Below are 26,321 nucleotides of genomic sequence, written 5' to 3'. Positions count from 1 at the left end.
ACCGGCTACCGGATGTGTCCCGCTGTGGTGGGCCCGCGTCGGAAAGATCGTCAGCGACTTCACCGTCGCCCTCATTCGTCTTGGTCTCGACCGCGAGCGGGAAGGCGACGGCGAACGAAAGCGCTCAGATCCTTTCTTTCGCAATAGGACCGCCTCTTGCTGGAAGATTCCGCCGGACCACCGGAGAGGCCGGCCGGCGAGTGCGTCCTCGGGTTGACCAGCCCGACGACGCCGACCATCGGGTTCCACCTGATCGGCTCACAGCCGCCGCTCGACCAGGTCGTTCATCGGATGAAGGCACCGGCCTCGCCATGCGGGTCGCGAGGCCCGACCAGGGCGGGGCCCGCACTCCGCCACCCCTTTTTCCGGCTCCGCCGATATTCATGCCGGACGTATACCGACAGACGCCACAGCAGCGGCGAAGACAACCCCGAATTCGTTATGCGCTGATGCGGAAGGAGCAGCACCGACTCCTTCAAGGACGCCCGCGACAATCTGGTGAAGTCCAAGACGGCGGCGGTCGAGTTCTGTCTCTCGCTGCCCGTCACCGTCTCCGCGCCCCGGCGGGCCAGGTCCGCTGAGGCCCCGCGCGGGCTCAGGCCGACGGCGCGGCGGCGGCCGGGCCCGGGTCCGGCCGGACGGAGGTGGCCGGCGACGTGCGCGGCGGCGCGGTGGAGCCGCGCAGGACGATCGAGGGCTCGATGTAGCGCACGGTCATGTGCCCGGCCGCGCCCCCCGCGATGCGGTCGACGACGAGCTGCGCGCAGGCCCGGCCGAGGTCGTCGGTGTGCTGGTCGACGGTGGTGATGCCCGGCGAGACCATCGACATCCAGGGCACGTCGTCGAACGCGACCAGCGAGATGTCGTCGGGCATGCGGTGGCCGCCCTCCTGGAGCGCCTGGAAGGCGCCCTCGGCCAGCCGGTTGTTCGCGGCGAACAGCGCCGTGACGTCGGGCCGGCGGTCGAGGAGCGCGGTCACCGCCTCCCGCGCCGTGTCGGGCTGGAACCGGGTCGGCACGACCAGGCCCGGATCCATCGGCAGGCCGGCGTCGCGCAGGGCCGCGCGGTAGCCCGCGAGACGGCCCGCGCCGGTCGTCCAGCCGGTCTCGTCGATCAGCAGCGCGATGCGCGTGTGCCCGAGCCCGATCAGGTGGTCGGTGATCCGCCGCGCGCCCTGGACGTTGTCGACCAGCACGCCGTCGGTGGTCAGGCCGTCCACCATGCGGTCGGCCTGCACCACCGGCACGCCGTCGTCCATCAGCATGTGCACCGCGCGGTCCGACACGGGCGTGATGATGGCCGCCGAGACGCGCACCGCGAGGAACGTGCGGGCGCCTTCGACCTCGGCGTGCTGCTCACCGTCGTTGTTGACGACGATGACGTGGTAGCCGGCCGAGCGCAGCTGCTGTTCGATGACGGCCGCGAGGTTGGCGTAGAACGGGTTGCGCAGATCCGAGATGAGCACGCCGACCGCACGGCTCCGGCGGTTGCGGAGCGTACGCGCGTTGATGTCCGGGACGTACCCGATGCGCTCGGCCGCCTCGAGCACCCGCGCCCGCACGTCGGCCGCGACGTAGCCGTTGCCGCTCAGCGCGCGGGACGCGGTGGAAGGTGAGGTCGCGGCGGCGCGGGCGAGGTCCTGGATGGTCGGCCGCCGGCGGGGCTGGGGCGACGGTGTGCCGTTCGGTCGGTGTCCGGCACCGTCCTCACGTCTACGCCCCATGGCCGATGATTCTATGTGGCGGCACGGCGAGCCCATGTTCCGCGCGGTACGCCGCCCACGCCTCGGCGATGGCGGCCCAGGTGGCGGCCTCGACGCGTCCCGGAGCCCAGTCCATCTCGTCGGCGTAGTACAGCGCCGGCACGCCCAGTCGCGGCGCCGCGGCGGCGTACGCCCGCAGATGCCGCTCGCCGGGCAGGCGCCAGCCGTCGGTGTCCACCGGCAGCTCCGGGCACGCCGCGTGCACGACCCGCGCCCGGTAGGTCATCTGCTCGACGACGGCGTCGTCCGACGGCGGCACCAGCCCCTCGGGGTGGTCGTTGTGCAGCGCGTCGTTGAGCCGGATCATGTCGGTGACGTCGAGGAAGCCCGGGTCCGGCGTGTGCGTGACGATCAGTGAGTCCGGCTTGACCCGCTTCGCCGCCCGGTACGCGACCGCCAGCAGCTCGTGCAGCAGGTCGAAGCCCCACGACGGGCCGGCGTGGCGCAGGGCGGTGCCCGACGGCGTGCGCGCGGTGAAGTCGATCTTCAGGCCGTCGGCGTTCAGCCCGTCCGGGCCCAGCATGTACGCCATCGCGTCCTCGATCACCGCGCGGCCCGCGGGGCTCTCCGGATCGATCGCGAGCGGTGTGCCGTCCGGAGCGCGCACACACGCCTCGGCGGGGGCGCCCTCGGGGTCCCACGCCTTCCACCAGAGCAGCACCCGCTGTCCCCCGGCCTGCCGGTCGGCGACGAAACCGGCGAGATCCGGCCACTTGACGGCGTCGGGCCGGCAGGTGGCGTACCGCTCCTGCCACTTGTCGTCCACGACGATCGTGCCGGGGACGATCCCGCGACCGGCCAGGGCGTCCAGCCACTCCTCGTACAGCGCGCGGCGCGACAGCGCGGGCGCCGGCGACCCGTCCACGGCGGCCAGGGCGCACTGGGCGCCCCAGCCGCAGAAGATGGGCTGGAGCCGGTCGCCGGAGGGCGGGCGCGCGGCGTCCCGGCCGACGACGGCGGGCGCGAGCCCGCGGGCGGCCAGCTCGTCGCGGTACGCGCGCAACCCCGCGTACGGGTCGGCCGCGCCGAACAGCAGCAGCACCTCGGGCGTCGTGAACGTCCCGTCGGCGGCCGTGTGCCCCTGGTACTCACAGCGCAGGCTGAACCCGCCGGGCGCCGGGTCGTAGACGACGTCGACGAACGTCCGCCGGGCCGCGGCCAGCCCGAGCATCAGCCACGGTCCCTCCGGCAGGGTCCGCTCGTCGGCGGCCCGCTCGCGGGACAGTCCGAAGCAGGTGGGCGCCGGCGTGAACAGCCACCGGCCCACGCCCGGCTCGCCGCCCTCGCCGTTGACGCTGATGACGGCGGGTTCGACCGCCGGGCGGGCGACGCGCCAGGGGTGGTCCGGGTTCGGGGAGAAGACGGTGTGGTGGGCCGCGCCGCTCGGCAGCACGCCCTGCGGCAGCCGCGCTCCGCCGAGCAGCCGCACCGTGGTGACGCGGCCCTCACCGCGCACGGTCGCCCCGAAGGTGATCCGGCCGGGGTGAAACTCCACCACGTGCGTACGCGCGGTCCACAGCGAGCTGGCGCACGACACGGTCAGCCGTACGCACGAGTCCGTGGACTCCCAGGTCACGGCCTCGACATGCGTCGTCTCGTCCGGGCCGGCGAGCGTGTCGACGGAGGCGAGCAGCCGCAGCATCCCCCAGGACCCGCCGTCCGCCCCGGTGACGTCGGCCAGCAGCCGCTCCCGGTCGACGCGCGCGGTGTAGTGCTCGGCACGGATCTCCAGCCACCCGTCGGTCTCACCGACGTCCATGCGCGTCATCGGTCGCTCACCCTCCTCACTCGCTCCGCGGCCGGGCCCGGTCATCGCACGTCCACCAGGGCCTCGGCCTGCTGGCCGAAGTCGCGGTCGCCGGCGGTGAGGTTGGCCGCCAGCCGCGCCCGCCGCCGACGGCCCGGCGGGGGTACGACGGTGAACCGCACCACCGCCTCGCCGCCTCCCTCGACCTCCACCGCGCGGGACGCCGGGGTGGCCAGCCACCCTTCGGGCACGACCAGGTCGACGCGGAGCTCGCAGCGCTGCCGGAACGGGTTGAGGACCACCACCTCGAACTCCTGGTTCTCGCCGCCGCCCACCGTCGAGCGGTACGGCAGGATCCGCGCGCCGAAGCCCTCAGCGCCGAAGTCCACCTCGTCCAGCGGCAGCAGCGCCCGGTGCAGGCGGGCCAGTTCCTCGCCCTTCGCCAGGAGCATGTCGAGGTACCGGTCGTCGACCGGGCGCGGCTCCCAGTGCCCACTGATCATCAGGTCCGGCGACAGCCGCCGGTAGAGCAGCGCGGAGTCGACGAAGTCGTCGACGCGGAACCGGTTGCGGTACTGGAAGTTGAGCACCTCGGTCCGCTCGCCGTCGACCCAGCCACCGTCCTGCTGGTCGCCCGTGGCCAGCACCCTGGTGCCGTCGGCCTCGAACGCGATCGCCACCGCGTACAGCGTGTGGCCGGGCAGCGGGTACATGGTCAGCTCGTACTCGTGCCACCGCACGGGAACGCCCGGCGCGACCGCGCGGTCGACGGGCAGCGGGTCGTACCAGAGGCACGGCAGGTCGTACCGGTGCGGGTCGCGCAGGATCGGCGCGATCGACTCCCCGGCCCAGATCTCGGTGCCCTCGACCTCGTGCAGCAGGCCGAAGCCCGCCACGTGATCGTCGTGGTAATGGGTCGGGATGGCCACCTCGACCCGGTCGACGCCGTACGTGCGCTTGAGCGCGTCGAGCGAGGCGAGCCAGGGGCGGCGTGAGGAGCGGTCGTCACCGGTCGGCAGCCCGGTGATCATGTCGAGCCCGTAGTCGATGAGCAGCGCGGCGCCGGAGTCCGACAGCAGGGCGTAGCTGGTCGCGAAGGAGGTGCGGTTGCGCAGCAGGTGCGGGGTGACCTCCTCGTACGGCCGCCGCAGCCAGGCGTCCAGGTCCCACGGCTCATCACGGCGGAAGTCGACCAGTGCCTGCAGGTTGCGCCGGGTCTGCGCGAGCGTCTCCGCCGGCTCGGCGATCGGGCGGCCGTGCGAGGGCAGTACGAGGTCGGGGGCGCGCTCGGCGACCAGGTCGAGCGAGATCACCGACGCGGCCGCGCCCTCCAGGGCGTTGTAGCCGCGCTGCAACGCCGAGACCGACCAGACGGTGCCCGGCCCGTACAGCAGGTCGCCGGTGAAGGCCATCCGCCGGCCGTCCAGCTCGGCGAGGTAGCTGACCGAGCCCAGCGTGTGCCCGGGGGTGGGCATCGCGTGGACGTCGACCCCGCCGACGCGCGTGGTGCGGTACTCGGGCAGGACGCCGTGGACCGGTACGTCCTCCAGCAGGGAGAACCGGTCCTGGCGCAGGTCGTAGTAGTTGTCGATGACGCGCGTCTGCCAGTGCGTGCCGACGTCGGCGAACAGGTCCCGCTCGGTGGAGGGCACCCAGATGCGTATCCCGGCGGCCGCGGCGCGCGCCAGCCCCTGCCCCTGGTCACGGTGGTGATGCGTCATCAGCACGTCGGTGATCCGCTCGATGCCGTGGTCGGCCAGGTGATCCAGCACGGAGCCGGACCCGAAGTCGATGGCGACGGCGTCCGTACCGGTGACGAGCAGGTAGACGTTGCAGGTGTCGTGATGGACCCGCAGGCTGTCCGTAATACGCATATGGGAACGATTCCATACGGATGGACCGGCAGGGAAGTCTCCCTGGCCACGTCAGGTGGCGACCGGCGCGGAGCGGGCCGGTCGTGGGGATCCGGCGACGATCACCACTCGATGATGTCGCCGCGCCAGTACCGCCCTGTTATCGCGCCATTGCTTTGAATCTCCCGCAGGCGGGACATCGCGTTCGTCACGGACTGGGCGTCGATGCCCGCGTCCTTCAAATCCGTGGCCAGGCGCACCGGGTCGACCGCGTTCACCTGGGCGAGCACGTCGGCGTCGAGCTGCTGCCCCACGTGGTTCTTCACGTAGGTCGAACGAATCACCTCGTCGTCGTACCGTGGGAAGGAGATCGAGTTGTCGGTCGCGGCCGGACGTCCATGGTGGGTGAAGACATTGCCGATGTTCCGGTCACCACTGCCCATGACATAGTCCAGAACGGCCATCCGCTGCTGGTCGAGCCGGTCGTACTCGTGCGGCAGTTTGCCGGGGGTCGCGTCATGCAGCCAGTCCTGGAGCGACCCCTTCCCGTACGGGCCCTCCCAGAAGGTGGTGCGGGGAACGAGCCCGAAGCCGAGATGCCGGTCGGTGATCGAGGCACCGACCTCGCGGTTGATCATCTTGTTGGCGGGCACCCCGTAACCGATGTCCATGTCGGGATTGAGCTTGTACAGCCTGCTCGTGCCATCGGGTAGATCGACCCGGTACGCAGGGAAGTTGTTGCTGATGTCTTCCAGCTGAGGCTTCGAGAGCTTACGCGTCCAGACGCCGTCGACCTGCTCCACCGGTCCGCGAAAGAACGCGGCCGCCTTGCCGAAGAGGCGCCCCAGCGCCGCGTCCTTGGCCATGCGAATTCCGATTCAGTGTGGGCCTGGGCCGTCAGTTCAGGTTGTCGCGTTGGCTCTCGTCGACGAGGCTGTAGTAGCTCATGTTCCGCCGCTCCAGGAGAGCGCGCATGAAGGCCGCGCCCTCGCCGGCCGGCACTCGCCGGTTCTCCCGGATGAGCGGTACGCCGTTTTCGTAGTAGTCCCTGGCCAGGGCGCCCCACTCCGGGTCGAACACGGTGAGCGAGACGCCTGATTCCGGGCTCCACCGGAACTCGGCGACCCGCTCCGCCTCCGTTGCGCGGGCGTACAGCGTCACCCGAGTCGGCGTCGGTCCCATCGGTTCACGCACCCCCGTACCGGCCCGGTCTTGATCGGACGTCTCCCCGTCCCGCGCCGAACCTCCGGAAAATCATATTCCCGTCAGAACCTCCGAGCCCGGGGCGCGGTCAGCTCTCCGCGCAGCAGGACCGCTTGCTCTCCTCCAGGTAGTGGGGGTCGTGCCACCAGTACTTCCGGTTCGCCGGGTGCTCCGGCAGCTTGGGCAGCAGCCGGCCCGCGGGCGCGGCGGCCGTGCGGGCCGGGGAGGCGAACGGCGCGAGCAGGTCGTCCACCGTGTGCAGTTCCCCGTTGACCATGACCTGCCGCACGTCGGCCGCCCGGGAGATGTCGGTGAGCGGGTCACCGCCGAGGAAGGCCAGGTCCGCGTACATGCCCGGCTTGATCTGGCCGAGCGGCTCCCCGAGGAACTCCCCCGGCACCCGGGTGGCCGTGGTCAGCGCCTCGTACGGCGTGAGCCCGTACTTGACCAGGGCGCGGAGGTTCATGTGGGTGCTGACGGCGGTGTGGTCGATCGGCGAGTCCGTGCCGGTGATGATCCGGCCGCCGCCGCGGATCGTCGCGACGACCTGGGCCACCTGGGCGGCGAGGTTCCGCTCGTTCACGGTCTGGTCGGTGGTCTGGGCCGTCTTCACGGCGGCCTGGAGCGAGGCGTACTCCCAGGAGGGGTACAGCGTCTTCACCCGCCGGTCGGTGACCAGCGAGGTGTCCTCGCGGAACATCGTCGCCGCGACGAACAGCGTCGGCGTCCGCACCGCGCCGGAGGCGGTGAAGATGTCGATGACGTCGCGGTACCCGGTGCCGAGCGCGGTGACCGTGCGGGAGTAGCCGAACCGGTTCGTCGCGCCCATGTGCTCCATGCCGTCGCCGCCGAAGGCCGTCGCCGGGTAGTGGTAGTGCGACGTGGCGTGCACGCGGTGCTCGTGCGCCCAGGTGATGACCTTCCGCTGCCACTCGGTGGGCAGCCGCACGTAGGCCTTCATCAGGTCGTAGTCGAGGGCGCCGGCGCGTTCGAGCTCGAGGGCGAGCTGGTCGTCGTCGAACGTGGGCCGCATGAAGTTGTAGAAGATGCGCGGCCCGTCGACGGCCTCGCCGGTGGCGAAGTAGCGCGGGGCGACGCGGGCGCCGGACTGGAACGCCTCACGCGCCTCGACCATGTGGTACGCCGGGCTGCCCGGCGACCGGGTGGTGGTGATGCCGAGCGACAGCCAGAGCCGCCCCTGCCGGTCGCCGTACTCGTAGCCCTGCATCTCCCGGTGGTTGTGCATGTCCACCAGGCCCGGGACGACCACGGAGTCGCCCGCGTCGACGACCTTGTCGCCGCGCCCGTGGCCGCGCGGCTCGACCGCGACGATGCGGTGTCCCTCCACCACGATGTCCACGTTGTCGCGCAGCGTGCGGCTGCTGCCGTCCCACATGCGCGCGGCGCGGACCACGGTGCGCCCATTGGAGCGGGCGTTTGCCCAGGTCAGCGGCATCGGCAGGGTGCGCGTACGGCCGCCGTCGACGGTCACGAGGCGAAGCCGCCCGTTGTTCAAATACAGCAGCTGCTTCGAGTCGCCGCTCCAGCTCACCGCGTCCGTCACCTCGTGGGTGAGCTGCCGGGGCTTGCCGTCGGGCGTGCCGTCGGGATGGACGTCGACCACCCACAGCACGCTCGCGACGACGAACGCCATCTTCGTGCCGTCGGGCGACCACACGGGGCCGTCGTCGCCGCGCGTCTGGATGGAGCGGTCCGGCAGCGGGTCGACGTAGGTGCCGGCGCCGGTGCGGCGGTCCACCAGGAGGATCTTGCTGAGCCCCTCGCGATAGCGCGCGGAGTACGGCTTGATAGCCGCGAGCGCGATGACGTTGCCGTCGGCGGACCAGGTCGGCCGTCCGGGCTCGAAGGTGGCCGTGTAGACGGGCTGGACGTCGCCGGAGGAGACCTCCACGGTGTAGAGCGCGCCGGTCTGGTCGAGGAAGGCGATGTGCGCGCCGTCGCGCGACCAGGTGCCCGACACGGCGGCGGCGTTCGGCAGGTCCGTCAGCCGGCGGTCGGCGCCGGTCCGCAGGTCGCGGATCCAGATGTCCAGCTTGCCGGCCCGGTCGGTCGAGTAGGACAGGTACCGGCCGTCCGGCGACCAGGCGGGGGCGCTCTTCCACCAGTGGTCACGGGTGAGCGGGCGGGGCGCCTGGCCGATCGTCATCGTGTAGATGTCGTTGAGCGCGCGGAACGCCACCTGCGTGCCGTCCGGCGACAGCACCGGGCTGCCGATGCCGACGACGGGCTTCGGCTTGGTGGAGTCGAAGTCGCGACGGCGCTTCTTGTACGCCGGCGCGGTGACGGTGACGCCCGCGCTGAAGCCGATGTCCTTCCGCGTGCCGTCGCTCACCGAACGGCGCCGGATCCTCCCGTCGGCGGTGTAGAGGAACTCGTCGCGCGACAGCCACGACACCCGGAACGGGAACACCTCCTCGCCGGTCACGAGGGGCTTTCCCGAGCGCCAGAGCTCGCTGCGCCCGTTCAGGACGACGGAGTACACCAGGTCCCGGCCGTCCGTGGTCCAGGCCGGATTGTGGATCACCTGGCCGGCGGGGACGGTCACCGGTGTCGTGCGCTCGCCGGTGCCGAGGTCGACCACGTCGATCCGGGTGTTGGCCACGACGAAGGCGATGCGCGTGCCGTCCGGCGACCACGCCGGTTCGTACTCCTCGGCGGTCGTGTCGGTGACCGGGGTGAGGTCGCCCGACGCCACGTCCAGCGTGTGGATGCCGTAGCTGCCGGTGAGGTCGGAGGACAGGACGATCCGCCGGCCGTCCGGGGAGAAGCGCGGCTCACGGTGGTCGTACGGCCCGTGGGTCAGCCGGCGCGCCCCCGACCCGTCCGGGCGGATCATCCAGATGTCGAAGACGCCCTCGCGGTAGGACTGGAAGGCGATCCACTTGCCGTCCGGCGACCACTCCGGCTGGGCGATGTCGTACAGGTCGCTGGTCAGCCGGCGGGCCTGGCCGCCGGAGGCCGGCAGCACCCACAGCACGCCGACGAGGTCGATCGCGATGAACCGCCCGTCCGGCGACAGCTGGGCCGCGACGTCGGTGCCCTCGCGCAGGCGGACGGTGCGGCCATGGCCGGGCGACTGGGACGCGGCGGCCTCGGCCGGCCGGGCCGAGCCGACGTCGATGCCCCCGATCCCGGCGATCGCGGCGACTCCCGCCGCACCCGTCAGGAGGCTCCGCCTCTTGATGCCCGCCATGTGCTCTCCGTCCTCGCGCGGACCGGCGTGGACGCTCGGCGTGTCCGCCGAGCGCCGATCGTCCCGTGCCGGTCCTCGTCTCCGCGCGCGATCTCGCGGACGGAACGCTAGCCGCCGAAACGACCGCCGAACAGCACAATGTCCTGTTTCGGCCCCGCCACCCAGACGAAGAATGCGCTGACCTGGGCGTTCTATTGGTAACGATCTGACAATGTCCCGACCGGTCAGTATGCCGGAAGAGTCACGGACGCCGACAACGGCAGGTCACGCGAGGAATCACCGGCCGCGATCGTGTAACGGCCGCCGGGGACGGTCCAGCGCTGCGCCGCGCCGTCCCAGACGGAGAACGCCCGCCGGTCGAGGGTCAGCCGCACGTGCTTCACCTGGCCGGGTCGCAGGGTCACCTTGGCGAACCCCTTGAGCTGCCGCGGCGGCTCGCCGGCCGACGCCGGATCGGTCACGTACACCTGGGCGACCTCCGCGCCGGTACGCGATCCGGTGTTGCGCACGTCGAGGCCGACCGTCACCCGCCCGTCGTGGCCGGGCCGGCCGACGGTGAGGTGGCCGAACGCGAACCTCGTGTACGACAGGCCGTACCCGAACGGGAACAGCGGATCCTGTCCCTGCGCGTCGTACCAGCGGTAGCCGACCTGGAGCCGCTCGGAGTAGGTCGCCACGCCGTTCACTCCGGGGTAGCGCTCCGGCGAGCTCACCGGCGTCTGAGTCTCGCTGCGCGGGAAGGTCACCGGGAGCTTCCCCGAGGGATCGACGTCGCCGAACAGCAGCGCGGCGAGCGCGTTGCCGTCCTCCTCGCCCGGGTACCAGGCCTCCAGCACCGCGGGGACGTCGCCGAGCCACGGCATCAGGACGGGCGCTCCGCTGTCGAGCACCACGATCGTGTGCGGGTTGGCGGCCACGACCGACCGTACGAGGTCGTCCTGGCCGCCGCTGAGCGACAGGCTCGTACGGTCCGTGCCCTCCTTCTCCACGTCACCGACGATGACGACGGCCACGTCCGAGGACTTGGCGAGCGCGGCGGCCGCGGCGGGGTCGGCGCCGTCCGAGCTCCGCACGGTCACGCCCGCGCCGGCCCGCTTGGTGATGCCGTCGACCGGGCTGACGGTGTAGAGCGGGTTGACGTGCGCGCTGCCGCCGCCGCCCGGATGCGCGGCCTGGGCGTACGGCCCGACGACCGCGATCGAGTGCAGGCGGCGCGCGTCGAGCGGCAGGGCCGCGCCGGAGTTCTTCAGCAGCACGCTGGTCTGCTCGGCGACCGACCGCGCCACCGCGCCGCCCGCGGCCGCGTCGATCGGGGTGACCGTCCGCGGGTGGTCGAACAGGCCCGCGCGGATCTCGGCCGCCAGCCGGCGCTCGATCATCGTGTCGAGCTGGGCCATGCTCACCGTGCCGTCGAGGACGGCCTGCTTGAGCTCCTCGTCGTACGGGCCGTTGTCACGCAGTTCGAGGTCCTGGCCGGCCCGGGCCGAACCGACCGCCGTGTGGGTGGCGCTCGCGTCGGACTGGACGAATCCGCCGAAGCCCCACTGGCCGCGCAGCACGTCGGCGAGCAGGTGCCGGTTCTCGCACATGAAGGCGCCGTTGACCGACGGGTAGGCGCACATCACCGAGGCGACGTGGCCCTCCTTCACCGCGGCCTCGAAGGCCGGCAGGTGGATCTCGTGGAGGGTACGGTCGTCGATCTCCTCGTCGATGGTCCTGCGGTTGGTCTCCTGGTCGTTGGCGGTGTAGTGCTTGACCTCGGCCAGCACGCCCTGGCTCTGGATGCCCCGGATGTCGGCCACGGCGAGCCGGCCGGCGAGATAGGGGTCCTCGCCGTAGTTCTCGAAGGCGCGGCCGTTGCGGTAGACGCGCACCATGTTCACGTCGGGGGCCTCGATCAGGCTGTGTCCGACGTCTCCGGTCTCGCGGCCCTCGACCTCGCCGTACCGCCGGGCCAGCTCGGGGTCGAAGCCGGCGGCGAGGGCGACGGGCGCGGGCAGCGCGGTGGCGTTCGGCTGTCGCGGCACCGCGCCGGTGCCGACGCCGGCCGGGCCGTTGGAGATGAGGAAGTCGGGGACGCCCAGCCGCGGGATGCCGGGAACGAGGCGTGAGACGCCCCCGGCCCCGGTGCCGGTCGTGTGCACCTGGGAGATCTTCTCGTCCAGGGTCATCTGGGCGACGAGGGCGGCGGCGCGGCGCTCGGGCGTCGGCGGCGCCGCGCCCGCCGGTGCTCCGCTCGCGGCGGCGAGCGCGCCGAGCGTGAGGGCCGCCGTGGCGGCCAACGCGGTGGGCAGGCGACTCATGGGTCCTCCCTGAGGTCGGCCGGGCGGCTGTCAGACAAACACCAGACATCCGATGCGTCAATATCGCCACGCCCGCCATGGGCGTCAGAAGGGCGGGTCAGGCCACCAAAGCAGGACATACATCGGATCTCTCCGCTGCTCCTAACTCGGGCAGATCATTAGAAAAGAACACGAACAGTGACGTTCAGGTTGCGGCGGGCTGTGGTCGGTTGCAAGATCTATGCCCCAAGAAGATCTTTGACCGTGGGGGCCGAGAAAGGTGTGCTCGTGGACAGACCGTCCGCACCGAAGACCATCGGCGGCGAAGTCCTGCCTCCCGGCGCGGAGCCGCTGGCGGCCGACGACCCGGCCGAGATCGACGGCCACCGTCTGACGGCGCGGCTGTCGTCCGACGGCACGGGCATCGTCTACCTCGCCCACGACGCCGCCGGGGAGCACGTCGCGGTGAAGACGACCCGCGCGCCCGACCAGGTCCAGGCCCGGCGGGACCTGCGGATGGAGGCGTCCTGCGCCCGGCGCCTGCCGCCCTTCTGCACGGTCGCCCTGCTGACCGACGGCACCGACCACACGCCGCCCTACCTCGTCCGCGAGTACATCGAGGGCCCGTCGCTGGAGCAGTACGTCGACGCTCTCGGCCCGCTGGACGCCGAACGGCTCATGGCGCTGGCCGTCGCCCTCGGGCGGGCCGTCGCCGCCGTTCACGCCGCGGGCCTGATCCACTGCGACCTCCGGCCGGCCAACGTCCTCCTCGCGTCCAACGGCCCGCGGATCATCGGCTTCTCCATGGCGCAGGAGGCGCCGGTCTCCGGCCGCCCCGCCGAGCTCGGCACCGTGCCGTACGGGCCGGGGTGGGTGGCGCCGGAGCGCGTCGCCGGCTTCCCGGCCGGCCCGGCCTCCGACATCTTCGGCTGGGGCTGCCTCATCGCGTACGCCGCGACCGGGCGCAGCCCGTACGACGGCGACGGCGGGGACGGACGGTGGAGCGTCGCCGGCGAGGAGACCCTGACGGCCCTGGACGAGCCGGTCCGCGGCCTGGTCGAGGCGGCGCTGGCGGTCAACCCGGCCGACCGGCCCTCCACCGGGGAGATCGCCTCCCGGCTCGGCGGCGCCGCCGAGAAGCCGCGGCCGGTCTCCCCGCCCGCCGTACGAGAGCTGTCCGTGCGTCCCGTCGAGTCGTCCGTCGACGCGCCGACGGCCCCGATGTCCGTCGTGGCACCGGAGATCCTGGCCGAGCTCACCGGTGAGGCGCCGCCCGTGCCGGTACCGGCGCGCGACCCGGTGCCCGAACTGCCCCGGCGCCGTTCCCAGCACGCCACTGAGCCCGCCGCGACCGAAGCCCTGGCCGAGGCCGCGACCGGCGGCTTCGCGACCACCCGCCTCCAGGACGGCGGGCGGGACGACGCACCGGCCGCGCCTCCGCGGCGTGCCGTCGAGGCCGCGCTCCCGGGCGAGGCGCCGCCGCGTCGTGTCGACTACTCCTCGGGCACCAGCGGCCGGCCGCGCACCGAACCGGAACGGCGTCCGCGGCGGCTCCGGGCCGTCGCCATGGTCGCCGCGCCGGCCGCGCTCGTGGCCGTCCTCGCCACCGTCATCGCGATGGTCGCCACCGGCACGAAGGGCGAGCCGGCCGGGCCGAGCAGCGCCGTACGGCCGGGCGACGGCCCGGCGGACTCCGCGGGTCCGGCGACACCCGCGCCGGGCGCCCCCGGGCGCCGGTCGTACGGGCCGCGTCACGCCGCGGCCGCGCACGCACCCTCGGGCTCACCGTCGGCCACACCCCGCCGGCACGCCGGGTCGAGGACGTCGACGGCGAGCCGGCCGACCGGCGGGCACAAGCCGGGGTCGCCGCACCCGTCCTCTCCCCCGCCCGCCTCGCACACACCGACGCCGACCCCGACGCCCACGCCGACCGACACCGGACCCGCCCAGGCGGGATGACCCCGGCATTTCCGGGCACAGGGCGAACTCTTTACCGTTCGTGTACCTTTTCTCGCCATTCGACGCCGCGAGAACGGGATATCCGATGGACTTCGAAACGCTCCAGGCCCAGCAGCGCCTGCTCATCCGGCAGCGCGTCCGGCTCATGGTCAACCAGTACGAGGTGCACACCGAGACCGCGGACGGGTCCGAGGGTGAGCTGGTCGCCTTCGCGCAGCAGAAGCGCATGGCGTTCAAAGAAGAGGTGACCATCTACACGGACGACAGCAAGCAGCACCCCCTGTTCGCCTTCAAGGCCCGCAAGCGGCTCGACCTCGCCTCCGCCTACGACGTGACCGATCCGCAGGGGCGGCCGATCGGCGTGTTCCGCAAGGACTTCAAGGCGTCGCTGCTCGCCTCGACGTGGCACCTCGAGCAGCCCGGGCTGGGCGTGACCACCGGCTCGGAGCGCAACAAGGCCGTCGCGATCCTGCGCCGGGTCTGGGACTTCATCCCGTACGTCGACAGCCTCCCGTTCGCCTGGCCGTACCACTTCGACTTCACCGCGGACGGGCAGGAGACGTTCAGCGTGGACAAGAAGTTCGGCCTGCGCGACCGGTACGTCGTCGACATCAAGGACGAGCGTCTGGACCGCCGGCTCGTCATCGCCCAGGCGGTCGCGCTCGACGCGCTGCAGCACCGCTGAGCCACCGTGAAGGGCCCGCCCGCATCCGCGGGCGAGCCCTTCACGGTTCTGAGTGAGTGCCGGTCGCGTCAGGCCCGTGCGCGGGTGGGCGTCCAGCCGTGCAGCCGCATGAGCACCGCCGCGACGCGCGCGAACCGCTCGGGGTCCAGCACCGCGCCCTCCCGGCGGATGTCGTCCTCGTCCAGGGCGAACACGCGGTCCAGCCGCAGGTAGGAGTCCCGGCCCTCGCGGTCCCAGGTGCCCGAGCCCAGGTCCAGCCAGTCGTCGGAGTGCTCGTGGCGGCGGCTCGACAGCATCATGGCCAGCAGCCGCCGCCCGTGGCGGCCGACGACGAGCAGCGGCCGGTCCTTCCCGCGCTCGGGGTCCTCCTCGTACGGCACCCACGCCCAGACGATCTCACCGGGGTCGGCCAGCCCGTCGAGGTCCGGGGAGTACTCCAGAGTCGCCGCGCGCTCGGCGGTGTAGATCTCGCGTACCGCGTCCCGTGCCGGCCGGGGAACCTCGCCATGATCAAGCATTCGCGCAGCCTATCGGTCCGGCCGTGACGAACGGACCGATGTGGAACGGAAACGGAGGATGGCGCGCCGATGACCGGACCGGTAACAAATTCGGGCGTTCCACTTCCGATCATGGTCTTTTCCCGACAAGTATGCATGTTGTGAAGACACTCGATCAGTCCACCGGCTCCCTCGCCGGACGCCTCACGGCGCAGCTGGACGCCTGGCCCGCGGTGCGCGCCGGCCGGGCCGGGTGCGGCGTGGGCACCGGGTTCTCGCCGGCGCAGCGGGTGGAGGCGCAGATCGTCCACCTGCACGGCGGTGACGAGGCCGAGCTCCATCTCACGCGACCGGTCATCGCACGCCTCGGTGACGCGCTCCTCAAGTCCGGCCGGGTGGCGGTCACGCCCGGCGGCGACTGGGTCCGCGTGCGCCTCGACACCGAGTCCGACGTCGCCCTGGTGATGTCGCTCGCGAGCGTCGCGCTGCAGGCGAACGGCTCCTCCGGGACGGCCGGGCAGAATGCTTCGATCTCCCCGTGTCACGCGGGCTCGTCGGGGTAACCCTGCGGCGAGGACGCCAGCCACGTGAACGGAGGTCTTCGTGAGCGCCGACACCATTCGTGAACGGCACGCCCTCGAGCATGTCACCGACCGCCTCTCCCGGTCCTTCTCCGGCCGCGTCTCCCCCACCCGGGTCGACGCGACGGTGAACGCCATCCACCACCGCTTCGACGGCAGCCCGATCCGCGAGTTCGTGCCCGTCCTGGTCGAACGCATCGCCCGCGACGAACTGAGACACGCACCGCCCGAAACCGGCTGAACGACCGCACGCGTCCTTCCCACAACCGACGTCGCGCCCTCACGACACGGCCGCTCCGCACCCGCGGGGCGGCCGTGTCGTGTCCGGCGCCCGCGGACGCTCACGGGAAGATCTCGAACGCGGCACCGTTTCGTGACCTTCCTTGCCGGGCCTCCCGGCCGCGCGCGAGCATGAGCCTTTCGGGGAGCGCGCTGGAGGCGACGGGGTGCACAGATCAGGCCTGGTGGTCAGCCGTGCGCTGGGTCATCGCCTGCTGGTCGTCGCCGCCTCGGCGACCGCCCTCTTCGCCGTCACGGTGCTGGCGGCGCTCGGCGGGTACACCGCGTCCGTCACCGGTGAGGGACTGCGGGCCACACTCGCGGGCGCGACCTGGAACGGCGCGGGCACCCGCATCACCACCTCCGTCGCCGCACGCGACATCCCCGCCGAGCAGCGTAAGGTCACGGCGGCCGTCGCGAAGGTCTACGGCCGCGTCCCGGTGGCGATGTCGCTCAGCGCGCGCGGCGACTCCTACGCCGTCCCCGGGCAGGAGCACAGCGCCCACCCGCAGCTCACCGCGTTCGCCACCTACTCCGGCATCGAGGGCCACGCCCGCCTGACCGGCGGCCGGTGGCCGGCCGCCACGACGGGCCGCACCATGGAGGCCGCGGTGCCGGTGACGGCCGCCCGGGCGATGCGCCTCCACACCGGCCAGGTCGTCACGCTGCACAGCCGCGTCGGCGGCCCGCCGGTCTCCGTCCGGATCACCGGCCAGTTCACGCCGAACCGGGCCGACGACTACTTCTGGGGCGGCGACCGGCTCGTCACGACGGGAGTCGAGCGGCTCGGTTACACCACCTTCGGGCCGCTGGTCGTGCCCCCGCCGACCTTCACGACACGGTTCACCGCCTCGGTCACGGCCCGCTGGCTGGTCCTGCCCGCCGTACGGGAGATCCGGTCCGGGCAGCTCGCGGACGTCGCGGCGCGGGCCCGCGCGCTGCCCACGACGCTCGGCTCGGGTTACGCCGTCAAGTCCTCCGTCGCGGACCTGCTGACGCAGGTCGACCGCGCGCTGCTCGTCTCGCGCTCGACCCTGCTCATCCCCGCGCTGCAACTCGTCGTGCTGGCCGTGTACACGCTGATGCTCGTCGCGCGGCTGCTCGCCGAGCACCGCCGCCTGGAGGTCACGCTGATGCGGGCCCGGGGGGCCTCCACGCGGCAGATCGCCGCACTGGCCGTCGGCGAGGGCCTGCTGCTCGGCCTGCCCGCGGCGGTGGCCGCGCCGTTCCTCGCGCCCCTCCTGGTGCGAGCCGCCATGGCCACCCCGCTCCTCGGCACGCCCGGACTGCGCCTCGACCTCGCACCGACCCCGCTGACCTGGGCGATCGCGGTCGCCGGCGCGCTGATGTGCGTGGTCGCGATCACCCTGCCGCCGCTGCGGGGGATCCGGCGGACCTACGTCGCGACGATGGCCGCGCGCGGCCGGGGCGAACGCCGCGCGATGCTCCAGCGGGCCGGGGCCGACCTCGCCCTGGTCGTCCTCGCCGCGCTCGCCGTCTGGCAGCTCGCGCACTACGGCGGTCCGGTCACCGCGACCGCCGCGGGCGCCGGCGTCGACCCGCTGATCGTCGCCGGTCCGGCGCTCGCGCTGCTGGCCGGGGGCGTGGTGATCCTGCGACTGGTCCCGGTCGCCTCGCGCGCCGGCGAGCGGGCCACGACCCGCGGCCGGGGCCTTGCTCCGGCGCTCGGCACCCGGCAGGTGAGCCGCCGCCCGCTGCGCACCGCCGGCCCGGCGCTGCTCCTGGTCATGACGGTCGCCGTGGGCGTCCTGTCGGTGGTGACGGGGGTGACCTGGCGGCAGTCGCAGATCGACCAGGCCGACTTCCAGGCCGGTACGGACCTGCGGATCGGCGCGCCGAGCGACCAGGGCTCCCCCGCGACGCCCGGCCAGGGCGGACGCTACGCACGGCTGCCCGGGGTGACCGCGGTCAGCCCCGTCCTGCGGGACACCGCCTCCACCGGCAGCACCGACGTCGCACTCCTCGCGGCCGACGCGGGCACGCTCGGCGGGCTGCTGCGGACCCGGGCGGGCCTCCCGCCGGGGTCCGGCTGGCAGGCCATGTCCGCGCGGCTCGCTTCCACCGGCACCGGCACCGGCCTGACCGCCGTCCCCGTCCCGGGCCGGCCGACCCGGCTCTCGGCCGGTCTCCGCTTCGGGCCGTCCGCGGACGGTGAACCGGTCGCGGTGTCCCTGGTCGTGAGCGACGCGCTGCACACGACGTACGAGATCGATGCGGGTACCGTCCCGGCGGACGGCGCGACCCACACCAAGGTGATCGACGTGTCCGCGCTCGCCGGCCGCGACGGCGTGCTCTCCTATCCCCTGGCCTTCCGCGGTCTCCGCTTCACCTACGTCCGCTCCCAGGACGCGCCCTCATCCCGGCTCGCCGTGACGTCCCTGCGGCCCGGCACGGCGAAGGGCTTCGGGCCCGCGGTGCGGCGGCCCGCGGGGACGCACTGGTCCGGGCAGATCACGCTCAGCGCCGGAGTGGGTTCGCCGATCGGCTTCGGCTCCGGCGGGCTGATGACGGCGCGCCTGCCCACCACTATCGACCCCACGACACCGACCCCGCAGGTCGCCGGCAGCATCGCGCTGCGCACCGGGTCCGCCGCCGCGGGGCACGCCGTCCCGCGGCCCGGCCCGATCCCGGCGATCGTGACCCGTGACCTGGCCGCCCGCGCCCACGTCACCACCGGCGGCCGGCTGGACCTGACCGAGAACGGCATCGACCAGCCCGTCACCGTCGCCGGGATCGTCGCGGCGCTCCCCTCCACCGCGCCGGGCGCCCCGGCCGTCCTCGTCGACTGGACCGACCTCGGCGACGAGGCACTGGCGAACGGTCTGTCCGTGCCGCCGCCGACCGAGTGGTGGCTGGCCACACGCGGGACCGCCGCGGTGCGCGTGCTCGGCGCCCATCCGTCCTGGACCGGCACGACGGTCGACCGGGCCGCGCTGCGGCACCGGCTCCGCGACGCGCCGCTGGGCGGGGCGCTGCAGGGCGCCCTCATCCTCGGTTTCGGCGCGGCGCTCGTGTTCGCCGCGATCGGGTTCGCGGTCAACACCGCCGTGTCCGCGCGGGAGCGGGCGGGAGAGTTCGCGATCCTGCGCGCCCTCGGCGTCCGCGGGCGGCAGGTCCTCGGGCTGGTCGCCGTCGAACAGGCATTCCTCGTCGGCATGGGCCTGGCCGGCGGCCTGCTGCTCGGCATCGTCGTCGCCCGCCTCGTCGTGCCGCACGTCGTGCTGACGGTGAGCGCGACCGCGCCGTACCCGCCCGCGCAGGTCATCCTGCGATGGCCGGTGGTGCTCGCCATGCTCGCCGCCATCGTCGTCCTGCTCACCGCGGTACTGCTCCTGCTCGTCCGCTCACTGCGCCGCGGCGGCCCAGGCCAGACCCTGCGGCTCGGGGAGGACTCATGAGCCTCCTGCTCCGCCGTACGGCGCGCGCCCGGTGGGCGCCGCTGCTCATCCTCGGGCTGCTCGTCCTCGTCACCGCGTTCCTGGCCGGCGCCGGGCCGCGCACGCTGGTCGCCGGGTACGACCGCGCGGCGCGCGAGACGGTCGCCGGCGCGCCGTTCGGCAGCACCGACCTGGTCGCGACGGCCCAGATCAGCCCGGTCGCGCCGACGGACGAACGGCTGCGTGCGCGGTTCCCGTCCGCGACCGCCGGGGGACTCGCGGCGGAGCAGAGACGGTGGCTGGGGCTCTTCCCACCCACGCTGCGGCGCACCATCGCCACCGCCGACACGAACGCCGCGACCCAGTTCATGGGCCTGACCGGCGCCGGCTCGCGCGAGCTGTCGCTGGCCTTCTCCAGCACCGCGCCCGGCCACGTCCGCTACGTGTCCGGACGTCCCCCCGGCGCGCCGGAACCCACCGCGCACGGCCCGCGCTTCGAGGCCGCCCTTCCCGTACGCGCGGCCCAGCGGCTGGGCGTCAAGGCCGGTGACGTGGTGACGACCACGAGCCAGCCGGCGCTCGACGTCCGCGTCACCGGCCTGTTCACCCCGGCCGACCCCGGCAGCGGCTACTGGGCCGCGCACCACCGGTACGAGGACGCCGAGCTGAAGAAGCTCCAGAGCGGGCAGATCATCATCCTGGCGACCGCGCTGGTCGACCCGTCCGGCTACCGCGCGCTGTGCGGGCGAACGCCGTTCCGCATCGATCTGACCTGGACCTACACCCCGGCGGCGTCACGCGTCACGGCACGCGACGCGCCGGCGCTGGTCGAGGACGTCCATCGGGCCGGCGAGGCGCTGCCGACGGTACGCGTCGACGCGGCGGGCCCGGCGCTGGACACCCGGTTCGACGACATCCTGGACGACTTCGTACATCGGCTGCACACGACGCAGACGCTGCTGTCGCTCTCCCTCGCCGGGTTGTTCGCCGCGGCCCTCGGCGTGCTGCTCCTGGCCGCCCGGCTGCTGTCGGCCCGGCTCGGCGCGGACCTCGCGGTCCAGGCGGCGCGCGGCGCGTCGCGGGCCCAGCTCGCCGGGCTGGCCGGCGGCCTGGCCGCCCTCGTCACGCTGCCCGCGGCGGCGCTGGGCCTGCCGGCCTCGGCCCTGCTGGTGAACGGGCCCGCGCAGCCGGTGTCGCTCGCCGCCGCCGTCGTATCCGCCGTGATCGCGATCGCGCTGCCGGCCGTGGCCGCCGGGCGTCGTCGCCGGCGCCGCGTCCGCCCCGCACACCGGAGGCTGGTCGCGGAGGCGCTGCTCGTCGTGCTGGCGGTCGCCGGCACCTACCTCCTGCGGCGGCGCGGGCTCACCAGCGACACGTGGGCCTCGGGCGTCGACCCGTTCCTGTCGGCGGTGCCCGCGCTCCTCTCCGTCGCGGCGGGCCTGCTCCTGCTGCGGGTGCTGCCGGTGCCGCTGCGGCTGGCCGGCCGGTTCCTCGCGCGGGGCCGCTCCGCCGTGCCGTTCGTCGGCGTCGCGCGGGCCTCCCGCCAGGACGCCACGGCGGTGCTCCCCCTCGTGGTCCTCCTGCTCGCCGTCGCGGTCATCGGATTCGGCTCGACGGTCCAGACGAGCCTGGCCCGTACCCAGCGGATCGCGACGTACGAGGACGTGGGCGGCGACGCGCGCGCCGACGCGCTGACCATGGACGCCCGGGTGGTCGACCGGGTCCGCCGCTCGCCCGGCGTCCGCGCCGCCGTACCGGCGCAGACCGTCGACGGGGCCCGCCTGCTGTCGAACGGCGACGTCGCCGACGAGCTGACGGCCGTCGGCGTCGACCTCGGCGCGTACCGGCGGATGATGGCCGGCACCGGGCTGCGGATCCCCGCCTGGCCGCGTACCCGCCCGGGAGATCCGGTGCCGGCGCTGTTGTCCCCCGCCGCGCGCCGCAAGGCCACCGGCGGCGGGCTCGCGCTGTCGACCGACTACGGGCGGCGGATGCCGGTACGGATCGCCGGCACGGTCGCGCGGTTCCCCGGCCGGGCGCCGGGCGAGGGGTTCGTGCTGGTGCCCGCCGACGCCCTCGCCCGCGCCACCGGCGGCAGTGCCGGATCGGTCTCCGTCTTCGTCCGCGGCGAGCACCTCGACGTGGCCGCGCTGCGCCGTAACGTCGTGCAGCCCGACCTGGGCGACGCGGGCGCCGGCACCGTCACGACGTACCGGATGACCCACGACGCGTTCACGCAGGGCGAGCTTGGCCGTCTCGTCGGCCGCGGTTTCGGCCTGACCGGGGTCCTCGTCGCCTGCTACGGGACGCTGGCGGTACTGGTGATCCTGTTCGCCGGGGCGGCCGAACGCGGGCGGGCCGTTTCGTACCTTCGCACCCTCGGGCTCAGCCGCCGCCAGGCGCGGTCGCTCGCGTTCGTGGAGATCGCGCCGACGCTCCTCGCCGCGTCGGCGGCCGGCTGGGTGCTGGGCCTGGTGCTGCCCGGACTGCTGGGACCGGCCATCGACCTGCGCCCGTACACCGGCGGGTCCCCGGTCACCCACTACGTGCCCGACCTGCCCCAGGCGGCCGGGCTGGCCGGTGGCCTGCTGGTCTTCGCCGTGCTGGCCGTGTTCATCGACGCCGTGACCGCCGCGCGCCGCGGCCTCGGCGGCGTCCTGCGGATCGGAGACACATGAACGACGCACCCGATCTCGCCGAGCTGGAGCGGCGGGCCGCCGGGCGCGGTCCGGAGTACGGCGAGAAGGCGCACATCGTCTGCGACAACCTCGTACGGATCTACCAGACCGAGGGCGTCGAGGTGATCGCGCTGCAGGGGCTCGACCTGCTCGTCGGCGAGGGTGAGATGGTCGCCCTCGTCGGCGCCTCCGGGTCGGGCAAGTCCACGCTGCTGAACATCCTCGCCGGGCTGGACGTGCCGACCGCGGGCGTGGCCCGCGTCGCCGGCGCGGACCTGCTCGACATGTCCGGGCGCGACCGGCTGCGGTTCCGCCGCGAGCTCGTCGGGTTCGTCTGGCAGCAGACCGCCCGCAACCTGCTGCCGTACCTGACGGCCGCCGAGAACGTCGAGATGCCGATGCGGTTCGCCGGCGTCGGGCGGCGCGAACGCCGGGCGCGCGCGGCGGAGCTGCTCGACCTCATGGGCGTCGGTGACCGGGCCGCCGCCCGGCCGGCCGAGATGTCCGGCGGTGAGCAGCAGCGCACCGCCATCGCGGTCGCCGTGGCCAACCGGCCGAAGGTCGTCCTGGCCGACGAGCCGACCGGCGAACTCGACACCGCGACCGGCGCTCAGGTCTTCGGCGCGCTGCGCCGCGCCAACCGCGAACTGGGGGTGACCACGGTCATCGTCACACACGATCCGGACGTGGCCGGCAGCGTCGACCGTACGGTCGGCATCCGCGACGGCCGCACCAGCAGCGAGATCCTGCGCCGGACCACCCGCGACGCGTCGGGCCGCGAAGAGGTGATCGCCGAGGAGTACGCCGTGCTCGACCGCGCGGGCCGGCTGCAACTGCCACGGGAGTTCACCTCGGCCCTGGAGATGAAGGACCGGGTACGCCTCGCGCTGGAGACCGACCACATCGGCGTCTGGCCGGACCGGAGCAACGATGATCACCGTTGAGGGCCTGAACAAGACGTACCGGACCGGCCACACGCCGGTACGGGCGCTGCGGGACGTGAGCATGCACGTCGCCGAGGGCGAGCTCCTGGCCGTCAGAGGCCGGTCGGGGTCGGGCAAGACGACACTGCTGAACCTCATCGGCGGCCTGGACTCGCCGGAGTCGGGCCGCGTCGTGGTCGGCGAACACGAGGTGACGGCGCTGAGCGAGGCCGGCCTGCAGCGGATGCGGCGCGAGACCGTCGGGTTCGTGTTCCAGTCGTTCGGCCTGATCCCGGTTCTGTCGGCCGCCGAGAACGTCGGCGTCGCACTCCGCCTGACCCGGACCCCGGCCCGCGAGCGCGAGGAACGGGTGCGGTTGCTGCTGGCCATGGTGGGCCTGAGCGACCACGCACGCCAGCGCCCGTACGAGCTGTCGGGCGGGCAGCAGCAACGGGTCGCCATCGCCCGCGCGCTGGCCCACCGCCCACGGGTGCTCATCGCCGACGAACCGACCGGACAGCTCGACTCGGAGACCGCCCAGTCGATCATGCAGCTGATCCGCGCGGTCGTCCGCGACCAGGGCGTCACCGCCGTCGTGGCCACCCACGACCCGCTGCTGATGCGTCACGCGGACCGCACGATCGAGCTCAGCGACGGGGTTCTCGTCACCGACGCGGAGACGTCTTCGGCCCGGTGAGGTCCTCCGTAGAGTGACGGCATGACCCAGGTGATCGTCCTCAACGGCGGATCCAGCTCCGGGAAGTCGGGGCTCGCCCGCTGTCTGCAGTCCGTGCTGCCGGACGCGTGGCTGACACTGGGCGTCGACACGCTGATCCAGGCGATGCCCCTGGCCGTCCGCGTCTCGGACGTCCCGATCAGCGCGGACGGGGAGGTCGGCACGGGCCCGGAGTTCCGGCGGCTGGAGGCCGCGTGGATCGAGGGCGTCGCCGCGATGGCCCGTAGCGGGGCGCGGATCATCGTCGACGAGGTCTTCCTCGGCGGGCCGGAGTCCCAGCGGCGATGGCGGGAGGCGCTCCGCGGGCTGGACGTGCTGTGGGTCGGGGTCCGGTGCGACGGCACGGTCGCCGCGGGCCGCGAGATCGCGCGCGGCGACCGGGTCCCGGGGATGGCCGCCCGACAGGCCGACCTGGTGCATCGGGGCGTGACGTACGACCTGGAGGTGGACACCGCGCGCACCGAGTCGCTGGAGTGCGCGCGGATCATCGCCGCACACGTCGGCTGACACCGGCCGCAGGCCGGGCCTCATCGCCGGTGCGCCGGCCGGATCAGCGCATGTCCACCAGCGGGAGTGGGTGAACAAGGCGAGCGTCTCCGCGACGATCTGACCGTGCCGGTGGGCGCCGTGGTTCTGGCTGACGCGCCCCGCGACGACCATCAGGTCGGCCTGCCGGAAGCTGCCCGACGGCGCTCCACGCCGAGGCGCGAGAGTCGTGACGAGGGTCGCCGACCGCCATGAGTTCCATTCCGCGGCACGCGAGCCCGAACGTCGTCGGCCACGTCGACGACTTGCGCGCGCGGCCGAGCACCTTTTCCACCGCGGTGAGGAGAAAGCGCGACTTTTGCGCTTCAGCTGCCGGATCTCCCGTGCGGGCCGTCTCGCGCGGGTCTCCGGAGTCATCATTTAGGACATTTTCGAACAGTACTTGACGGGGGTAGCAAACAGCCCGAAACTAGCTGTACCTTACAGCCAGTAACTCAAAGGGACGTTCGGCAACGAACCACCTAGCGCGACGCGCGGCCCCCTTCAATCCGATCGCGCCCACGCTTCGTCATGCCCTAACCCAGTCCACGCCGGGTCAGCCCCGATCGCCACCCATGTTTCCCGCCCAAGGAGGACCCGATGGAGGCTTACCGCATTAAGGTCGTCGAGCCGATCCCCATCACTGCGCGTGACCAACGTGAGGAAGCACTTGCCCGGGCCGGCTACAACATGTTCAATCTCCGCTCGGACGAGGTCACGATCGACCTGCTCACGGACTCGGGCACCGGAGCGCTTTCCGTCGCCCAGCAGGCCGCCGCGGCGATCGGAGACGAAACCTACGCCGGCTCGACGTCGTTCTATCGGTTCCACGATGTCATCACCGACCTGACGTCCTACCCGCACATCCTTCCCGTCCATCAGGGCCGGGCCGCCGAGCGCATTCTGTTCACCGCGCTACTCGAACCCGGCCACATTGTGATCAGCAACACGCATTTTGACACCACTCGGGCAAATGTCCAGCTTGCCAAGTGCGAAGCCCGCGATCTTCCCTGCCCAGAAGCAAAGGACATCGACAGCAGATATCCGTTCAAGGGCAACATCGATCTGGCCGCGCTCGAGGAGGCCCTCGAGAGCCCTGACGCCGGCAAGATCGATCTGGTGATCATGACGATCACCAACAATGGCGGCGGCGGTCAACCGGTGTCAATGGCCAATCTCAAGGCCGCTGCCGCACTGTGCCGCCGGCACGGCGTTCCGATGTTTCTTGACGCGGCGCGATTTGCGGAGAACGCCTGGCTGGTAACCCAGCGCGAGGCAGAATACAAGGACAACACTCCACGGGAGATCGCGCAGGCCGCATTCGAACTCGCCGATGGCTGCATGGCGAGCTTGAAGAAAGACGGGATCTCCCATATGGGAGGGTTCTTGGGGATACGGGATGACGATCTGGCCAATCGCTGCCTGAATCTCCTGACCGCGACCGAGGGTTTTCGTACCTATGGCGGCCTGGCCGGTCGCGATCTCGACATGCTCGCGCAGGGCTTGGCGGAAGTCACGGATCCGCGTTACCTCAGGTCCAGAGCGGAGGCCACCGCGCACCTGGCCGAGCTCGTCACTCTGGCGGGAGTCGACATCGTCCAGCCAGTGGGGATTCACGCGATCTACTTGAACGCCGGACGGCTCTTGCCGCACATTCCCCCGGACCGGTTCCCCGGCCACGCGCTGTCCTGTGCGCTCTACCTGGAGGGTGGAATCCGTACCGTCGAGATGGGCTCGCTGTTCGCGGGAGAGGTCGACGAACAAGGTCGGCTGGTCACCCCGGCAACGCACGAGTTGGTCCGACTGGCCATCCCCCGGCGCGTGTACACCAAAAGCCACCTGGAGTATGTCGGCCAAGTGATCGCCGACATCGCGAAATACCCAGAACGAGTACCCGGCTATCGGGTGATCGAGTCTCCGCCCATCCTCCGGCATTTCAATGCACGCCTGGAGCCGTTTTCCACTTCTGCCCCCTCTACCGCTCTTCAGGAGTAGCGGT

At 72.7% G+C, this 26,321-nt stretch carries 18 protein-coding genes; 10 read left to right on the top strand and 8 right to left on the bottom strand.

Going from position 1 to position 26,321, the window contains the following annotated elements:
* Positions 1-595 precede the first annotated feature (595 nt).
* From QSK37_RS35745 to QSK37_RS35715, 7 genes are all read right to left on the bottom strand, one after another.
* A complete protein-coding gene (locus QSK37_RS35745; protein ID WP_285629781.1) occupies positions 596-1,723 on the bottom strand; it encodes a LacI family DNA-binding transcriptional regulator in 1,128 nt (375 codons plus the stop codon).
* A complete protein-coding gene (locus QSK37_RS35740) occupies positions 1,713-3,530 on the bottom strand; it encodes an alpha-amylase family protein (RefSeq protein WP_285629779.1) in 1,818 nt (605 codons plus the stop codon). Before QSK37_RS35740 ends, QSK37_RS35745 begins: the two co-directional genes overlap by 11 nt.
* A gap of 41 nt (positions 3,531-3,571) precedes the next feature.
* On the bottom strand, positions 3,572-5,383 hold the full coding sequence (locus tag QSK37_RS35735; RefSeq protein ID WP_285629777.1) for an MBL fold metallo-hydrolase: 1,812 nt from the start codon (positions 5,381-5,383) through the stop codon (positions 3,572-3,574).
* Positions 5,384-5,484: 101 nt separating this feature from the next.
* Positions 5,485-6,228, bottom strand: coding sequence for a protein kinase family protein (locus tag QSK37_RS35730; protein WP_285629773.1), 744 nt, complete (start codon positions 6,226-6,228; stop codon positions 5,485-5,487).
* A 31-nt stretch (positions 6,229-6,259) separates the two neighbouring features.
* The gene (locus QSK37_RS35725) at positions 6,260-6,544 is read right to left on the bottom strand and encodes a hypothetical protein (RefSeq protein ID WP_285629771.1); all 285 of its coding nucleotides are present in this window, start codon (positions 6,542-6,544) and stop codon (positions 6,260-6,262) included.
* 109 nt (positions 6,545-6,653) lie between these two features.
* Complete coding sequence (locus QSK37_RS35720) at positions 6,654-9,779, bottom strand: amidohydrolase family protein (protein ID WP_285629769.1); 3,126 nt, start codon at positions 9,777-9,779, stop codon at positions 6,654-6,656.
* A 224-nt stretch (positions 9,780-10,003) separates the two neighbouring features.
* On the bottom strand, positions 10,004-12,082 hold the full coding sequence (locus QSK37_RS35715; RefSeq protein ID WP_285629767.1) for a beta-glucosidase: 2,079 nt from the start codon (positions 12,080-12,082) through the stop codon (positions 10,004-10,006).
* A 267-nt stretch (positions 12,083-12,349) separates the two neighbouring features.
* Here QSK37_RS35715 and QSK37_RS35710 point away from each other — a divergent pair, with 267 nt between their 5' ends.
* On the top strand, positions 12,350-14,020 hold the full coding sequence (locus tag QSK37_RS35710) for a serine/threonine protein kinase (RefSeq protein ID WP_285629764.1): 1,671 nt from the start codon (positions 12,350-12,352) through the stop codon (positions 14,018-14,020).
* A gap of 85 nt (positions 14,021-14,105) precedes the next feature.
* Positions 14,106-14,705: an LURP-one-related family protein gene (locus QSK37_RS35705; protein ID WP_285629763.1), complete on the top strand. Its 600-nt coding sequence runs from the start codon at positions 14,106-14,108 to the stop codon at positions 14,703-14,705.
* A 68-nt stretch (positions 14,706-14,773) separates the two neighbouring features.
* Here the strand turns inward: QSK37_RS35705 and QSK37_RS35700 are convergent, their stop codons facing one another.
* Positions 14,774-15,223, bottom strand: a complete 450-nt coding sequence (locus QSK37_RS35700) for a type II toxin-antitoxin system PemK/MazF family toxin (protein ID WP_285583774.1) — start codon at positions 15,221-15,223, stop codon at positions 14,774-14,776.
* Between the two features lie 140 nt (positions 15,224-15,363).
* On the opposite strand from QSK37_RS35700, the gene QSK37_RS35695 reads away from it, so the two are divergent.
* The 8 genes from QSK37_RS35695 (at position 15,364) to QSK37_RS35660 (ending at position 26,317) form a co-directional block, all read left to right on the top strand.
* Positions 15,364-15,765, top strand: a complete 402-nt coding sequence (locus tag QSK37_RS35695) for a luciferase domain-containing protein (RefSeq protein ID WP_285583773.1) — start codon at positions 15,364-15,366, stop codon at positions 15,763-15,765.
* A 40-nt stretch (positions 15,766-15,805) separates the two neighbouring features.
* A complete protein-coding gene (locus QSK37_RS35690) occupies positions 15,806-16,024 on the top strand; it encodes a three-helix bundle dimerization domain-containing protein (protein ID WP_285629761.1) in 219 nt (72 codons plus the stop codon).
* A 205-nt stretch (positions 16,025-16,229) separates the two neighbouring features.
* Positions 16,230-19,481: an ABC transporter permease gene (locus QSK37_RS35685; RefSeq protein WP_285629759.1), complete on the top strand. Its 3,252-nt coding sequence runs from the start codon at positions 16,230-16,232 to the stop codon at positions 19,479-19,481.
* The gene (locus QSK37_RS35680; RefSeq protein WP_285629758.1) at positions 19,478-22,138 is read left to right on the top strand and encodes an FtsX-like permease family protein; all 2,661 of its coding nucleotides are present in this window, start codon (positions 19,478-19,480) and stop codon (positions 22,136-22,138) included. The genes QSK37_RS35685 and QSK37_RS35680 overlap by 4 nt, the downstream gene beginning before the upstream one ends.
* The gene (locus tag QSK37_RS35675) at positions 22,135-23,082 is read left to right on the top strand and encodes an ABC transporter ATP-binding protein (RefSeq protein ID WP_285629757.1); all 948 of its coding nucleotides are present in this window, start codon (positions 22,135-22,137) and stop codon (positions 23,080-23,082) included. Before QSK37_RS35680 ends, QSK37_RS35675 begins: the two co-directional genes overlap by 4 nt.
* Complete coding sequence (locus tag QSK37_RS35670) at positions 23,069-23,758, top strand: ABC transporter ATP-binding protein (RefSeq protein WP_285629756.1); 690 nt, start codon at positions 23,069-23,071, stop codon at positions 23,756-23,758. The genes QSK37_RS35675 and QSK37_RS35670 overlap by 14 nt, the downstream gene beginning before the upstream one ends.
* A 21-nt stretch (positions 23,759-23,779) precedes the next feature.
* The gene (gene cpt, locus QSK37_RS35665) at positions 23,780-24,304 is read left to right on the top strand and encodes a chloramphenicol phosphotransferase CPT (protein WP_285629754.1); all 525 of its coding nucleotides are present in this window, start codon (positions 23,780-23,782) and stop codon (positions 24,302-24,304) included.
* Between the two features lie 618 nt (positions 24,305-24,922).
* On the top strand, positions 24,923-26,317 hold the full coding sequence (locus tag QSK37_RS35660; RefSeq protein ID WP_285629752.1) for a tryptophanase: 1,395 nt from the start codon (positions 24,923-24,925) through the stop codon (positions 26,315-26,317).
* The last annotated feature ends 4 nt before the right edge of the window (positions 26,318-26,321 follow it).

The sequence above is a fragment of the Actinoallomurus iriomotensis genome (assembly GCF_030269445.1).
GTDB lineage: Bacteria > Actinomycetota > Actinomycetes > Streptosporangiales > Streptosporangiaceae > Actinoallomurus > Actinoallomurus iriomotensis.
The sequence above is the reverse complement of the archived record's forward strand: the minus strand, read 5'-3'. Positions and strand labels throughout refer to the sequence as shown.